The sequence below is a fragment of the Kouleothrix sp. 19917 genome, from assembly GCF_057073505.1.
Genome location: NZ_CP097099.1, coordinates 1,336,310 through 1,349,987 on the forward strand (window position 1 = coordinate 1,336,310; position 13,678 = coordinate 1,349,987).

11 protein-coding genes are annotated in these 13,678 nt (G+C 63.9%); 2 read left to right on the forward strand and 9 right to left on the reverse strand.

Going from position 1 to position 13,678, the window contains the following annotated elements; translation table 11 throughout:
* Positions 1-157 precede the first annotated feature (157 nt).
* Complete coding sequence (locus tag M1P90_RS05220; protein WP_483701596.1) at positions 158-952, forward strand: alkaline phosphatase family protein; 795 nt, start codon at positions 158-160, stop codon at positions 950-952.
* A gap of 266 nt (positions 953-1,218) precedes the next feature.
* On the opposite strand, the gene M1P90_RS05225 is transcribed toward M1P90_RS05220, so the two are convergent.
* The 6 genes from M1P90_RS05225 to M1P90_RS05250 form a co-directional block, all read right to left on the reverse strand.
* Positions 1,219-4,146 (reverse strand): M66 family metalloprotease, encoded by a 2,928-nt coding sequence (locus M1P90_RS05225; protein WP_483701597.1) that lies wholly within the window; start codon positions 4,144-4,146, stop codon positions 1,219-1,221.
* A gap of 486 nt (positions 4,147-4,632) precedes the next feature.
* Complete coding sequence (locus M1P90_RS05230) at positions 4,633-5,133, reverse strand: transposase (protein ID WP_483701598.1); 501 nt, start codon at positions 5,131-5,133, stop codon at positions 4,633-4,635.
* Between the two features lie 114 nt (positions 5,134-5,247).
* Complete coding sequence (locus M1P90_RS05235) at positions 5,248-5,616, reverse strand: hypothetical protein (RefSeq protein WP_483701599.1); 369 nt, start codon at positions 5,614-5,616, stop codon at positions 5,248-5,250.
* Positions 5,617-6,177: 561 nt separating this feature from the next.
* Positions 6,178-7,731, reverse strand: a complete 1,554-nt coding sequence (locus M1P90_RS05240) for a tetratricopeptide repeat protein (RefSeq protein WP_483701600.1) — start codon at positions 7,729-7,731, stop codon at positions 6,178-6,180.
* Positions 7,728-8,642, reverse strand: coding sequence for a hypothetical protein (locus M1P90_RS05245; RefSeq protein ID WP_483701601.1), 915 nt, complete (start codon positions 8,640-8,642; stop codon positions 7,728-7,730). The genes M1P90_RS05240 and M1P90_RS05245 overlap by 4 nt, the downstream gene beginning before the upstream one ends.
* A gap of 49 nt (positions 8,643-8,691) precedes the next feature.
* Positions 8,692-9,087 (reverse strand): hypothetical protein, encoded by a 396-nt coding sequence (locus M1P90_RS05250; protein WP_483701602.1) that lies wholly within the window; start codon positions 9,085-9,087, stop codon positions 8,692-8,694.
* Between the two features lie 510 nt (positions 9,088-9,597).
* On the opposite strand from M1P90_RS05250, the gene M1P90_RS05255 reads away from it, so the two are divergent.
* A complete protein-coding gene (locus M1P90_RS05255; RefSeq protein WP_483701603.1) occupies positions 9,598-10,074 on the forward strand; it encodes an alpha/beta fold hydrolase in 477 nt (158 codons plus the stop codon).
* A gap of 7 nt (positions 10,075-10,081) precedes the next feature.
* Here M1P90_RS05255 and M1P90_RS05260 read toward each other — a convergent pair whose 3' ends face one another.
* The 3 genes from M1P90_RS05260 to M1P90_RS05270 all read right to left on the reverse strand — a co-directional run bounded on the left by M1P90_RS05260 (position 10,082) and on the right by M1P90_RS05270 (position 13,678).
* Positions 10,082-10,894: an alpha/beta fold hydrolase gene (locus tag M1P90_RS05260; protein ID WP_483701604.1), complete on the reverse strand. Its 813-nt coding sequence runs from the start codon at positions 10,892-10,894 to the stop codon at positions 10,082-10,084.
* A gap of 291 nt (positions 10,895-11,185) precedes the next feature.
* Positions 11,186-12,484 carry a hypothetical protein gene (locus M1P90_RS05265; RefSeq protein ID WP_483701605.1) on the reverse strand — a complete coding sequence of 433 codons (1,299 nt, stop codon included), beginning with the start codon at positions 12,482-12,484 and terminating at the stop codon, positions 11,186-11,188.
* A 9-nt stretch (positions 12,485-12,493) separates the two neighbouring features.
* Positions 12,494-13,678 (reverse strand): N-acetylmuramoyl-L-alanine amidase, encoded by a 1,185-nt coding sequence (locus tag M1P90_RS05270; RefSeq protein ID WP_483701606.1) that lies wholly within the window; start codon positions 13,676-13,678, stop codon positions 12,494-12,496.

Below are 13,678 nucleotides of genomic sequence, written 5' to 3' on the forward strand. Positions count from 1 at the left end.
ATATGGTGTCTATAATCTGCGTAATCTGCGTCATCTGTGTATAGATGTAATTCCCATACTAACTTTGACGTTGCCCTGTGCACCAGCTTTGTAAGAAGTTTGGGCGATTTCGTGTATGATTGGCGCAGTTCGCGGGTTTATAGCGGAGGCACCTGATATGATCGTTTTTATTCTGATCGATGGCTTGCGCCCCGATGCGATCGCGCCGGCCGATTGCCCGAACCTGAAGGGCCTGATTGCGCGTGGCGCGTCGACCTTGCAGGCGCGCAGCGTGATGCCCTCGGTGACGCTGCCCTGTCACACATCCATTTTCCATAGCGTGCCGCCAGCGCGCCACGGCATTACCAGCAACCAGTGGGTGCCGCTGGCCCGCCCGCTGCCGGGGCTGTTCGAGGTGGCGAAGGCGGCGGGCAAGCGCAGCGCGTTCGTGTACAACTGGGAAGAGCTGCGCGACATTGGCCGGCCGGGCAGCCTGGCGCTGTCGCTGTTCTCCAACACCGCCTACCAGGCCGACGGCGATGATATTGTGGCGGCTGAGGCGGCGCGCGCGCTGCCGGGTGGCGGCTACGATTTCGCGTTTATCTACTTCGGCACAGTCGACACGGCCGGGCACTACTATGGCTGGCTCTCGGAAGGCTATATGACGCAGATCGCGACTGTAGATAAGGCGCTGGGCGTGGTGCTCGCTGCGCTGCCCGCCGACACGACGTACCTTCTGCAAAGCGACCACGGCGGGCACGAGCGCAACCACGGCACCGACACGCCCGAGGACATGACGATCCCGTGGCTGGCGGCCGGGCCGGGCATTCGCGCCGACCATACGATTGCCGCGCCAGTGAGCCTGCTCGACACCGCGCCGACGCTCGCGCGGCTGCTGGGGCTTGCGCCGCACCACGAGTGGGAAGGGCGCTGCGTGGAAGAGATTTTTGCCGAGGCACCGACCAGCGCATAGCCTGCCAAAAGACACGCGGGCGAGATTTCACGTCTCGCCCGCGTGTCTTTTGGCATGGAACTAGCGGATTTTCAAGACGGCGATGGGAAAACAGGGACGAATCTCGGCATTCTCATCACCAAACCCCATTCCCCATCTCCCATCCCCTGCGCTGCCAGCGCACCAGCGCATTTCCAAATGACTTGTGCGGCTTTCACTTGTGCTGATTCTGCATCGATATCTGGTTGAGCACAATCGTAAATCCAAAATCGTAAATCGAAAATGCACTAGCGCCCGCGCGCCATTGGCAGGAACATCGAGTAGAACTTCTGGAGCGAAACTGGCGGCGGCTGAATCACTGTCACCGTCACGGTGTCGCTGGTTACGCCACCGTCGCTGTCGGTTGCGGTGAGCGTGATGCTGTGCCTGCCAAGCGGCAGCCCCGCCGGCAGCGACAGCGTTTCGCCCGTGCCGAGCGTTTGCCCCTTGTCGTCGGTCCATACCAGGCTATTGCCCTGCAGGAAGCCATCTTCGAGATCGAGCGCCAGGGCTTGCAGCAGCAGTGCCTGCCCGCGATACTGCTGGACACTCGAGCCACCCGCGATACTGAGCACCGGCAGCTTGTTGCCAATGATGCCAACATCCAGCCCGACGGTGCGCGAGCGGGTGGTATTTTCGGCAATGACCTCGAGTTTCCCACCGATGCCGCCCGGCAGGTTGCGCTTGTCGATTGTAAAGCTGCTGCCGGTTTCTTTCAGCGCCAGCACGCGCCACGACAAGCCATTGTCGGCGCTGTAGCGCAGCGACACGGTCACGGGCGCGCCATCCGGGCTGGATGCCTGCCAGTTCACCGCCAGCGCGCCGGCCGAGTCGCGAACGGTTGCGGTGAGTGTGGGCTGAACGTTCGAGGCGCGCTGCTCTTTGAGCAGGGTGTTGCCTTTCCACAGCTGAATGCGCGCAAGATTATCGATCTGCGGCACCACAAAGCTAAAGCCGTAGTCGGCTGCGTTGGTGTGCGAATCGATCGCGGGCGGAGTGAATGCGCGGCTGTAGGCCACGGCGCCGCTGGGGTTGCGCAGCTCAATGCGGTAATCGCCATCGCCGCCGGCCGGCAGGGTTTCGGTTGTCGAGAGCGGCACGCTGGAGCTCAGCTGGGCGGTTAGTGTGTCGCTGTAGATATTGCCCGACACCAGCATGCCGTCGGTGAGCCCAGCGGGCGCGCGCACTGCTGCGGTTCCTGGCGCAAGCACGCGCATCATGCGCAGGTAGTGGAAGGCCGACACCCAGATCGGCTCGCAGTAGCTCATGAAATCTTTTTCGGCAGAGGCGTGGAACTCGCGGGTGTAGACGTCCACACCCACGTCGCCAATGCGCGCGTCAGCGAAGGGGTAGTTCGGGTCGCCGGCCACGCCACAGGGCGCGTGGTTCAGGCCCAGGTTGTGCCCGATCTCGTGCGCGGCAACGCCCACCGACTCTTCGAGGCCAACGCTGGTGAGGATGTTGCCGCCAACCCAGCCGATGCCAGCGGTGAAGGACGACAGCCCGGCGACGGCGGCCTGTGGCACCACGCCATAGTACACAACCTTGGATGTGCGCGCCGCGCCGCCAAGCTCGCGATTGCGCACGGCCGTGATCTCATTCAGCAGCTGGCTCCAGCCATTCCCGCTCAGCACGCCACGGAAGAGGTATTCGTTGTGCAGCGTGGTTTGCACGTCGGCAATTGGGTAGAGGTTTTGCAGGTTCGTCAGGCCCTGCGTGTTCTGCGTCAGATCGGGCCGCATAACGGGCCCAGCGCCATTCGGCTGGTAGGCGATTGGCACCAGCATGACCTGCAAGGTCGGCACAGTGACAAAGGCGAGCGCCTGATCGGCACTGCGATTGTCGTTGTAGTTGCCCTCGCCAATCGTGCGGTTGGGGTTGACTTCGGCCCACAGCACCAGCCGCCCGCCCGTGGTCCAATCGGCCGGGATCTGGAAGTTCAGCGTGCTGCCGAAGTTTTCGCGATTCTGCGTGAGCGGCGCAACAATGCTGCCGCCGTTGTTGAATGGTGCGAGCGGCGAGTTCGGCAGCTCGACGCCATCGCGCACGCCGTGCAGGCGGCCAGTAACGCCCAGCACTGGCTCGGTGCTATTCTGCACGCCAACGCTGACGCGGGCAATTGCTGGCCGGCCAGCAACCAGTGGCACGCTGTTGCTGGTGGTTTGCACGGCCTGGCTGGTATCAATGCGGCTCACTGTCAGGTTGAGCGCAGGCGGTGCCGGCGGATCGGTGGGCGTGCTGGTTGGGATGTTTGTTGGCGTACTGGTCGGAACGTCGGTGGGCGTGTTGGTTGGAACGTCGGTGGGTGTGTCGGTCGGGCCGGTGGGCGTGTCGGTGGGCGTGTCGGTCGGGCCGGTGGGCGTGTCAGTGGGTGTGTCGGTGGGTGTGCTGGTTGGCACGCCGGTAGGGGTGTTTGTGCGCGTGCTCGTCGCCGTTGGCGCGTTCTGCCGGGTTGCCAGCGTAATGTTATCGACGGTGAAGCCGATATTGTTGAACGATTCGTCGCTGATAAAGAAGAGCGCGATTGTCACATTCGTGCGGCCCAGCATCGAGGAAGGCTGGCCGGGGCAGCTCAGGTTGCTGAGGTCGAGCGTTCCCTGCACATAGCCCGCAGAAAAATCCCCGCTGTACGAGCCGCCGCAGTAGTAGTAGTCGTCGATTGAGGTGGCGACAAAGAGGGTATCGTAGTCTTTCTCGCTGGCCCCGGTGAAGGAGAAGTTTACGATCGAGCTGGCCGCGCTGGTCAGATCGAACGGGCCGTAGGTGGCCAGAGTGTAGACACTATTCGCATATTTGGCGTCGCAGGCCAGGCCAGCGCCATCGGCGCCGCCGCCACCGCCCCAAGCGGCGAAGTTGCCGCTTTGCGGGTTGCAGTCGCGCTTGCCAAACAGATATTCGCCGCCGCTGGTGCCGTAGTCCTGCAAGGTCCAGCCGGCCGAGGGCCACGCGCCTTCGAAATTTTCCGTCATCGAGGCAGAGGCGTTTGCGGCGAGCGCGCCTGATTGCGCCGAGACGGTGCTGCGCGGTTTGCCGGCGGGGCGTGTTCGCGCGACATTCGCAGGCGCAAACACACGCTGCGGCTGCGCCTGCGTTTGCGCCAGCATCGCACTGGATGCCATGATCGGGAAAAGGAATGCCAACAGTCCTGCGAGCCAGCGCGGGTAGCGTGGGTTCATGGGTGCCTCTTTCGCTGTTCGAGCACTAACTGGAATCAGAGCCAGGCCAAAACCGCCCATCGACAACTATCACCATGCCCTGGTGATCCAAATGCCAGTTCATTCGCTCTACGCCATCGCAATTCCTCCTGCGCTCCATGGTTCCGGCCGAAAAGGGCATACGAAAGAGCACCCGGCGCGTGTGCGCCGCGGCGACGATGTGGGCACGGCTGGGCCAATCCTCTTGGGCAAGGCAATGCTGCGAACAATCGTTGCTCGTTGCGCGTGCTGGCAAAGCGGCACGCAACAAACCCGATGTGCGTCACCAATTTCGTTCGCGCGCAGAGCGCGGGCCGTGGCTGTGAAGCAGGAGGGGAATATGCTCTGCGCTGCTCGTATTTACTTTCCGCTTAGTACTATTACGAGGCGTAGCATATCACGAGATGCGGGGGAAGAGAATACGTAATTTTGCTTATCTGTGCGGAGAAATGGGAGGAGTGGGGTGCGTTAGTAGTCGCCGTAGCGTTGCCACCATTGCGCGGGGTTGTGCTTGATATAGCGGCGAATGCGGCGGTGCGCGGCGTCGTTGCGGATGATGTGGTCGTAGTAGCTGCGCTCCCACAGCCGCCGCTCGAAGGTGGGCCAGCCTTCCTGCCTGACGCCGCGAATGTACATGTTGGTGGTCATGGTTTTGAACCACTGCATGATTTTGCTGAGGCTGGGTGGGTTCGCATTGTCTGCTGGCACGCCCGCGCCAAGCGTGATGATGGCGTGCAGATGGTCGGGCATGACGACATAGGTGCCGAGCGCAACGCTCGGGAATGCGCAGGCGACTTCGCGCCACCAGTGCGCAACCATCTGGCCCGCCGGGGTGTGCTGGAGCTCGCCGTCGCTGATGCGCCCGAAGATCGGCGCGCGCCGTTGCAGGCAGACGGTGATGAAGTATGTGCCGGCGCAGGTATAGTCGTAGCCGGCGAGGCGCCACGAGCGGCGAGGGCGGTGTTGCATAGGAGATCTCGGCGCGGAAAAGTAGGTTGTGTGGGCGGACACATAGGTCCGCCCGAACTGCGACACATAGGTCCGCCCGAACTGCGTTGGTGGGTATGGGCGGGGTTTTGCTGGTTAGGATGAGGCGCTGGAGCTGCGGCGCAGAGGCCGGCGGCGCGCAGATTTCTTCTTCAACCCCAGCGATTCGACTTCGTTCGAGTTGGGGCCGTACTGCGCGATTACTTGCGTCTTCGCCGCGAGGATGGCGTTGTGCAAGGCCCAGGCGGCGTCGATCTTGGTGTCGCGCGCGCTGGCGTAGGTCGTTTCGGCGAGCTGCTCGGCTTGCTCGGCGCTGGCAAGCGCTGCCGCAAGCGCGCTGAGCGCCTCGGCGCTGTAGGCGGGGTTGATCGGCTGGTAGTCGCGCAGGTTGAGGATTGCGCGCAGCACCTCAAGGTCGCTGTAGATGCGCTCGTTGCCGGGGTGGCGCGTTTCGTCCATTGCCATAGACGTACTCCTTTGTGCGTTGTTGTAGAACGATGTGAGACGCCAGGTGGCTTCTCTGCGACCGAGTGTATCAGCGTTGGGTCACAATTACGATAGATGTTCGTATTCTTTTTTGTGCCAAAATGGTTGTGATTGTTTGCGTTGCGGGGCGAGGTTTAGCGGTGGGGGCGGACACATAGGTCCGCCCGGACTACACATAGGTCCGCCCGGACCGGCGTTAGCGCTGTGATGCGAGGCGTATCCATGTTTTCGCTGTACTTGCTGTGTACAACATTGATACATCCAGGCGGATCTATGCGTCCACCGAATAATCTATGTATGTCCGGGCCGACCTGCGTGTCGGCCCGCATGACCTACGTGTCGGCCCGCATGGCCTGCATGTCGGCCCGCATGGCCTATGTGTCGGCCCGCATGACCTGCGTGTCGGCCCGCATGACCTGCGTGTCGGCCCGCATGGCCTACGTGTCGGCCCGCATGGCCTACGTGTCGGCCCGCATGACCTGCGTGTCGGCCCGCATGACCTGCGTGTCGGCCCTCAAACCCCACGCACCCCCACAAACTCTATCCCTCCACCCCCGCGCCCTCCACCTCCGCCAGCCGTGCCGCCAGCCACGCCTGTGCGGCGACAAGCGCGGCGTTGGCGGGGAAGGCGCGTGCGATGCTTTCCAGCGTTGCGATCTCGCGGCTGAGCCTGCCAGCGCCCGGCTCGCGCTGCATCATCTCGCGGTAGTGCGCGTCGGCTGCTTCCTGATCGCCGGCGAGCAGCGCCAGGCGCGCAAGCAATCGTGGTGGTTGTATATCGTCGAGTTTGGCAGCGACAAGTTCTGTGGCGCGCTGGAACGCTGCTTCGCTTTCGGCCACTTGGCCGAGCGCGGCCAGAATTACGCCGCGCCAGAAGTGGTTATAGCCATCCTCAGGTTCAAGCTCGATGGCGCGGTTGAGATCGGCCAGCGCGGAGAGGTAGTCATTAAGTTGGTAGTTTGTAAGCCCGCGCCAGTAGTGGTTGTAGCCATCGTCAGGCTGAAGTTCGACGGCGCGTGTGAAATCGGCCAGAGCGGCGGGGTAGTCGTTGAGTCGATAGTACGTCAGGCCGCGCCAATAATATCTATCTCCATCATCAGGCTGAAGTTCGATGGCCCGGGAGAAGTCAAGCAGCGCGGAGGGGTAGTCTTTGAGTTCGTAGTATGCCAGACCGCGTTGATGGTAATTATAGCCAACATCAGGCTGAAGCTCAACGGCGCGGGTGAGGTCAGAGAGTGCCGAAGGATATTCATTAAGTTGATAGTATGTAAGTCCGCGCCAATAGTGGTTATAGCCATTCTCAGGCTGAAGCTCGATGGCGCGGGTGAAGTCGGCCAGCGCTGAAGGGTAGTCTTTGAGTATGTAGTGCGTTCGACCGCGCCCTAGATAATGGACGTACTGGTTAGGCTGAATTTCGATGGCGAGGGTGAGGTCGGCCAGCGCGGAAGGATAGTTCTTGAGTTGGTAGTGCGTCAGACTTCTCCAATTATAGATATAGCCGTTCTCAGGTAGAAGCTCGACGGCGCGATTGAGGTCGGCCAGCGCTGAAGGGTAATCGTTGAGCCGAAAATGCGCCACGCTTCGCCCCTTATACGCCTCGCCATTCTCCGGCGCAAGCTCAATCGCCGCGCTATAGGCGGCCAGCGCAGTTTCATACCCTTCCGCTTCCAAGGCTTCTTTGCCACGTCGCAGGTAGAGCGCAGCCAGGCGCTGTGTTAGCGCAGCATACCTATCGCCCGGCGCGGCACGCCATTCTTCCAGCAGCACGTCGCGCACATTGTCGTGGAACACGTAGCCGCCGCCCGCGTGCGGTTTGACAAAGCTGAAGCTCCTGATCTGTTCCAGCAGCGCCTCGTTGCGCGCCATGTCGTCGGGGGCGTCGCGCAGCACGCCAATGATGTCGGCGTCGAACTGGCGCGGGATGGCGCAGGCGCGCAGCAGCTCGGGCAGCTCGGCGTCGAGCGCGCGGGCCTGCTCGATGTTGATCGCCAGCAGGCGGCGTGTGAACTCTTCGGGCGAGGCGTCACTGGCCAGCAGCGCGGCCATGGCTGCGGCGGCCGCGTCGTTCGGGCTGTTGGGTGGCATATTGCTCATTGGCGGCCTCGCTGCGCCATCTGCATCGACTCGATCGCCTGCACCACTTGCGATGGCGGCAAGCCCCGCTGCACAAATCGGTAAAAGCTATCGACATCCTCAGGCGTGTATTCAAAGCCGTGCACGCGCAAACACTCCTCGACGTGCCGGCGCTCCCAGGTGCTCATCTGCTGCACCGAGCGCAACATATTCTCGCATTCCTGCGGCGGCAAATAATGTGTAAATACTGGCAGCTCGCGGCCCGCCAGCACCACAATCAGCTGCGACGGGCGTTTGTCGCGATCAAAGCATAGTGCTTCAAGAAAGTGTTCGAGCAGCCAGCGTTGCAGCGACGGCGCGCAGCGGTCGTAGGCGTCGAGCATGATCACGGCCGGGGCGGCGGCACAGTGGCGCGCCAGGTCGGCAAAAAACGCGCTGACCGAGGCTTCCTGCGCGATGTTATCCTGCTCGTCGGTGAGCTTGGTAATTGCTGCGCTGATTGACACGCGCTCGGCGCGCTCGACATTCACGCCGCGAATATGGATGTCGCGGGCACCGCTGAAGCTGGCGCGCTCGAAATCCATAAAAGCGCGGATGGACGGGAAATCGCCGGCCATGCGCGCGGTTTCGTTCTGCTGAAATGCCGTGAAATCGACATGCATCCGCGTGAGCTGGCGCACGATCTCGCGGATCAGCGCGAGCGGCGACGCATCGGGCAGCTGGTCGAGCGGGGCAAGGGCGACGGCGATGCGCGGGGGCACAGTTCGGCAGCGGTACAGGAACTTGGCGAGCAGGCTGCTTTTGCCCATGCCGCCGCCGCCACGAATTGCCAGCACGCGTGCGTCGTCGCGCAGGGCTAATAGTTTCTCAAACAGTTCCTGCTCGAACTCACGGTCGATAAACTTGTCGGGGGTAATGTGCGGCTCGATCATAACGTGTGTTGTTGTTCTCAAAAGCGGCGAATAGCAGCGGCGGCGAAATTTATTCTTCGGGATTGTCGGGCGGCGGCGGCGCGGGCGGGGTGCGCGCGCCTACCTGCACGCCCGTGATGCTGATACCCTGCGCGCCAGCAAAGTTCGCGCCCGGCAGGTTGATAATCGACGCAATCTCGGCCTGGCCGATCTGCGGGGCGGGCGCTGGCGCGGGCGGCGCTGCCGCAGAAGGTACTGCGCCGGGTGTTTCGTCCACTGGCACGCCGCGCGCCCGCAATTCGGCAGCGAGGCGCGCAATCTCGGCGCGGGCTTCGTCGCGCTCAAGGATTTTGTCGGCGGGGGCGTGCGCGCTGCCAAACTGCGCGATCTGGGTGTGCAGCACGGCCAGCCGGCGCTGGTACATAGCTAGCTCGGTCTGCAATGCGCGAATTGCGTCGTCGCTCATGGCGTTCTCGAATTGCGCTGCGCCGCATGGTGGGCGGCACAGGATGTTGGGCGTTAGGGTGAGTATACCACAGCGGGCGCAGGTGGCGTATAATTGCGCTGGGCGGGCATGTAGGTTGCGTGGGCGGACACATAGGTCCGCCCGGACGCGTATAGTGCAATTGGGCGGACACGTAGGTCGGCCCGGACGCGTATAGTGCACTTGGGCAGACACATAGGTCCGCCCGGACGCGTATAGTACGGCACAGTAGTATTATGCTTCGGCAGGAGCGCACGAAGCTCGGCAGGAGTGCATTATGCTTCGGCAGGAGCGCACGAAGCTCGGCAGGAGTGCATTATGCTTCGGCAGGAGCGCACGAAGCTCGGCACAAGTACGGTGATGCTCGGCACAATTCGCTGAAGCAACGCAGTCCGGGCGGACCTATGTGTCCGCCCGCATGACCTATGTGTCCGCCCGCATGACCTATGTGTCCGCCCGCATGACCTATGTGTCCGCCGAACGAGGAGCACCATGCCACACGTGATTTTCATCCACGGGCAAGACAGCAGCAGCCGTACCTACAAGGCCTCGCTGCTGCGCGCCGTGCGCCCGGATGCGCTGGTTCCCGATTTCACCGGCACGCTGGGCGAGCGCATGGCCCAGCTCGAGCCGCTGCTGGTCGGCGTGAACGACTGGGTGCTGATCGGGTCGAGCATGGGCGGGCTGATGGCGGCCCTGTGGGCGCGGGCAAACCCGGCCCGTGTGCACCGGCTGGTGCTGCTTGCGCCGGCAATTAGCCAGCCCGAGTTCGCCGATGTGCCGGCCGCGCCACTCGACGTGCCGACGGTGATCTACCACGGCACAGGCGATACCGTGGTGCCGCTCGCGCCGGTGCGCGCGGTGGCCGAGCGCGCCTTTCGCAACCTGGCCTTCCACGAAGTCGGCGACGACCATCGCCTGCATGCCACTGCCGAAACAATCGACTGGGGCGCGCTGGCCGGCGAGTAGCTGCGGGCTATGCGTCCAGCCACGCGGTCAGCCGGGCGTGCCCATCCGTCAGCACGGCGTAGTGGTTGCCAGCCAGCCATTCCAGCTGGCTTGCGGGCAGCGCGCCGCGCAGCCGAGCGCCATGTATTGCAGGCACAGTCTGGTCGCTTTGGCTGTAAAGAAGAAGCGTGGGTATCAGGGGCAGGTAGGGCAGCAGCGGGTCGATGTTCGCCTCGAAAATGCAGCCGTTCGCCGTTCCCGCATAGCTCGGTATGGTGTGGTCCATATAGCCGGCCCACGCGCCCCGCAGCGCGGGCGGCACGCCCAGGTGTTGCAGCGCGGGCCAGGCGAACATCAGCGCGTGGTGGATGAGTTGCGCGGCGGGCTGCCACGTCAGCATGGTGCGGTCGTACCAGTGTGTCAGCAGCTCGTCGCGCAGCGGGAAGCGCGGCGAGGGAAAGGGCGTGGCCGCGAGCGCCAGCCGCTCGGCGCGCAGCAGCCCGCTGGCCAGCAGCCCCAGCGCCACCACGCCGCCGCACGAATGCCCCACCACTGCCCGAGCGTGCGCGTGCCCGCTGTGGCGCAGCACTGCCGCAACGGCGGCGACGTGCCGGTGCAGCGCATAGCCCTCGCTGGGCTTGGAAGAAAAGCCGAAGCCCAGCAGATCGGGAATGATCAGTGTGTAGCGGCTGGCCAGGTCGTCGGCCAGCGGGCGCCAGAAGTCGGCGCTGCCGCCCAGCCCGTGCAGCAGCAGCACCGCCGGGCCTGCGCCCAGCGTGGCATAGGCAATCTGTTCAGCGCCAAAAGGCGCACATGTGCGTGGCAGGCGATCGTAGAGCATGGGTTCCCCGGCTGCATTGCGCATAGGGTAGCACGCGTGCGGCAGGCATGCAAACACACGACCGCAAAACGCTCGACGGGGCGCGCTGGCAGGGGGCATTGGCGCATGCAGATGCGCCAAGCTACGGAGCACAGAGCGCGCACCGAAGCAAAGTCGGCGCTCGCCCTGTGCTTCGTGGCGTTGGCTTGCTCGTGCATTTTCAAGAAAGCGATGCGGACATTCTTTCCTGTCTTCCGCATCGCAAGAACCAAACCCTATTCCCTAACCCCCCACCCCTGCGCTGAAAGCACACTAGCCGCCCGCACTGGCCGGGGCTTCGGCTGGCTTGGGGCGCTGGCCGGCGTTGCGGATGTTCGTAAACTTCTGAAGCACGTCGAACCAGAACGGCGCGCCCAGCGACACCGCCACGATCGTCAGCAGCAGGCCGGGTAGCTTGGTGCCCACCCACAGCCACCAGGCCGCGCCGCCCAGCGGTGGCGCATCGCGGTAGCCAAACATGAAATGCAGGTTGCTCACGGTCGCCTGCGTGTCGAGGCTGGGCTGCGTGGGCTGCGCGCCAGCCTCGGCCGCCTGATTCACAAGCTCGGCCCGGGCGAGCGGGTTGTTCGCCAGGATGCTAATCATCTGGAGCGTGTCGGCGCCAAGCGCCAGCGTTACCAGGGTTGCGATGCTGAGCAGCCATAGCTGAATGCGCCGCTTGTATATGCCCGACACGCGATCCATCGCGCCGTCGTACCAGCCTTCGACGCTACTGCGCACGGCTTCCAGCGTGGCCTGTCCGGCGTCGATGGTGGCAAGCACCGCCGCGCGCGCCGTGCTTTCGGGCGCGAGCAGCAGCGTGCGCCGAATGGAATCGAGCGTTGCGCCAGGATCGAGCACGCTGGCAGCAATATCATTCTTCTCGGGCGTGTCGGGCAGGCGCGTCACCAGCTGGCGCAGGTCTTCCACGCCGACGAGCAGCGTGTTTGGGCTGGCGCTTTGCGCAATCAGGCTGAGCAGCGCCTTGCCAATCGATTGCTGGTTATCGATCATGGCCAGCACAGTGCCAGCTTGCGGGAGCTTTTCTTTCAATGCCAGTATGGCCGCGCGCGCTTCGTCGGTGGTGGTGCCGGCAGGCATGGCCGCCAGAATCTGCTGGCGCACAGCGGGCGCAAGCCCATTCATGCTTTGCACGCTGGCGCGCACCTCGTCGAGCACGCCATTCGCCAGGGCGCGGGCGCGGCACTGCAAACGCTCGACCGTAACCGGGCCGCTGCTGGCGGGCACCAGGGTCTCGAACAGGGCCAGCGCGAAGGTGCGCGCCGGCATGTAGCTGGGCAAGCCAGATCGCGCTGACGGCGCACACCAGCGCACCAGCGGCGTTTCGGTATTTTCGCTGCCGAGCGCCTTGATCAGCGGATGCTTCAATACTGCCTTGGTAATGTCGGGGTCGCACAGCAGGTTGCTCACGCCGCGCTCAAGGTCGCGGGCGCGCAGCTTGAACAGGCCCGACAGCAGCTCGTTGACGTGCGAGCAGATCAGGCTGAGCAGAAAATACACGAACGATAGCCCCAGCACGACTTCGATGGCAGAGCCAAGCAATCCAAACATGGTCGCCTCCTATCCGGCTTTCTGCATTGCTTGCCCGATGGTGGCGAGCTTGCTGCCATAGCCCACGCCCGGCACCGCCCATGTGCCTTCCAGCCCTTTGAGCGTGGCCGCCACGCCGCGCAAGCGGTCAGGCAGCGCGCGCCAGTGCAGGGCAGTGGCAATCAGGCCGCGCTGTGCCGCAGTGGCCTGCGCGTCGGACAGGGCGTAGGCCAGCAGGCGGCCAACGTGCGCGGGGATGGCGTCGTTCGCCCAGCTTGGGAAGCTGATGCCCACGCCGGCCGCGCCGGTGACGCCAATGCCGGCGGGGTTGCGGCGCGGGCGCTGGCTCCAGTTGCTGGCGAGGTTGCCAGTTTCGTGAATCATCTGTGCGACGGCAACCACCGGGTCGATACCAACCTGCTCGCATACGGCCCAGTAGGCCGGCACAATCACGCGGCTGATGTCCTGCCTGCTGTATTCGCCGTGCGGGCGCGCGAGGATGTAGGTGCTGGCCTGCGCGGCAGTGGCGCGTGGCGCGGCAAGAATCCGGCTTTCGGGTGTAAGTGTGGCGGAAGCTGCGGCGACTGTGCTGGCAACCAGCGTGTGCATGGCGGGCGCGGGGCCGGCATTCACGGCGCGGGCCTGCTGGCCATTTGCTGCGGCGGCAATGCGCCCGTAATCGACATGCGGGCCGGGGCAGTTGGGCCGGTCGATTGGGCTGATGTCGCAGTGGCCGATCAGCGTTTTGCCCGGCGCATAGGGCGCGAGGGTGGCGAACTGCCCGGCCAGCCAGATCAGCAGGCGCGTGTTGGTCGCATCCATCGCGTCGGTCCACGGCGTGTCGAAGAAGCCGGCGTGCTCGACCGAGATCGTGTACCAGTTCGGATTCTGGCCGGCGCGCAGGCCCGCCCATGCGGGTTTCACCTGGTGGCCGCCGGGGTCGAACCAGCGCCCGTTGCGGAAGCTCGCGCCATTGCCGAAGGCCGAGTCGTGCACCGACACAAATTGAACGAGCGCGCCATCCGGCCCGATCCCGAAGTGCGCAGTCGCCTCGGAGCCGCCAAGGAACCAGTTGACCATGCTGTTCATTGTGCCTTGCGACACATGCATCACCACCGCGTCGCGGCCCTTGTTGCCCTGCCAGTATTTGTGCGCTGGCACCGGCTTGTGGATTGCAAACGGGCACCAGCCTTCAGCAATTGCTAATTCTGCCAT

What these genes read in the sequence shown, in the direction of transcription:
- M1P90_RS05220 (WP_483701596.1), top strand. Translation starts at nt 158, where the DNA reads ATGATCGTTTTTATTCTGATCGATGGCTTGCGCCCCGATGCGATCGCG.
- M1P90_RS05225 (WP_483701597.1), bottom strand. Translation starts at nt 4,146, where the DNA reads ATGAACCCACGCTACCCGCGCTGGCTCGCAGGACTGTTGGCATTCCTT.
- M1P90_RS05230 (WP_483701598.1), bottom strand. Translation starts at nt 5,133, where the DNA reads ATGCAACACCGCCCTCGCCGCTCGTGGCGCCTCGCCGGCTACGACTAT.
- M1P90_RS05235 (WP_483701599.1), bottom strand. Translation starts at nt 5,616, where the DNA reads ATGGCAATGGACGAAACGCGCCACCCCGGCAACGAGCGCATCTACAGC.
- M1P90_RS05240 (WP_483701600.1), bottom strand. Translation starts at nt 7,731, where the DNA reads ATGAGCAATATGCCACCCAACAGCCCGAACGACGCGGCCGCCGCAGCC.
- M1P90_RS05245 (WP_483701601.1), bottom strand. Translation starts at nt 8,642, where the DNA reads ATGATCGAGCCGCACATTACCCCCGACAAGTTTATCGACCGTGAGTTC.
- M1P90_RS05250 (WP_483701602.1), bottom strand. Translation starts at nt 9,087, where the DNA reads ATGAGCGACGACGCAATTCGCGCATTGCAGACCGAGCTAGCTATGTAC.
- M1P90_RS05255 (WP_483701603.1), top strand. Translation starts at nt 9,598, where the DNA reads ATGCCACACGTGATTTTCATCCACGGGCAAGACAGCAGCAGCCGTACC.
- M1P90_RS05260 (WP_483701604.1), bottom strand. Translation starts at nt 10,894, where the DNA reads ATGCTCTACGATCGCCTGCCACGCACATGTGCGCCTTTTGGCGCTGAA.
- M1P90_RS05265 (WP_483701605.1), bottom strand. Translation starts at nt 12,484, where the DNA reads ATGTTTGGATTGCTTGGCTCTGCCATCGAAGTCGTGCTGGGGCTATCG.
- M1P90_RS05270 (WP_483701606.1), bottom strand. Translation starts at nt 13,678, where the DNA reads ATGGCAGAATTAGCAATTGCTGAAGGCTGGTGCCCGTTTGCAATCCAC.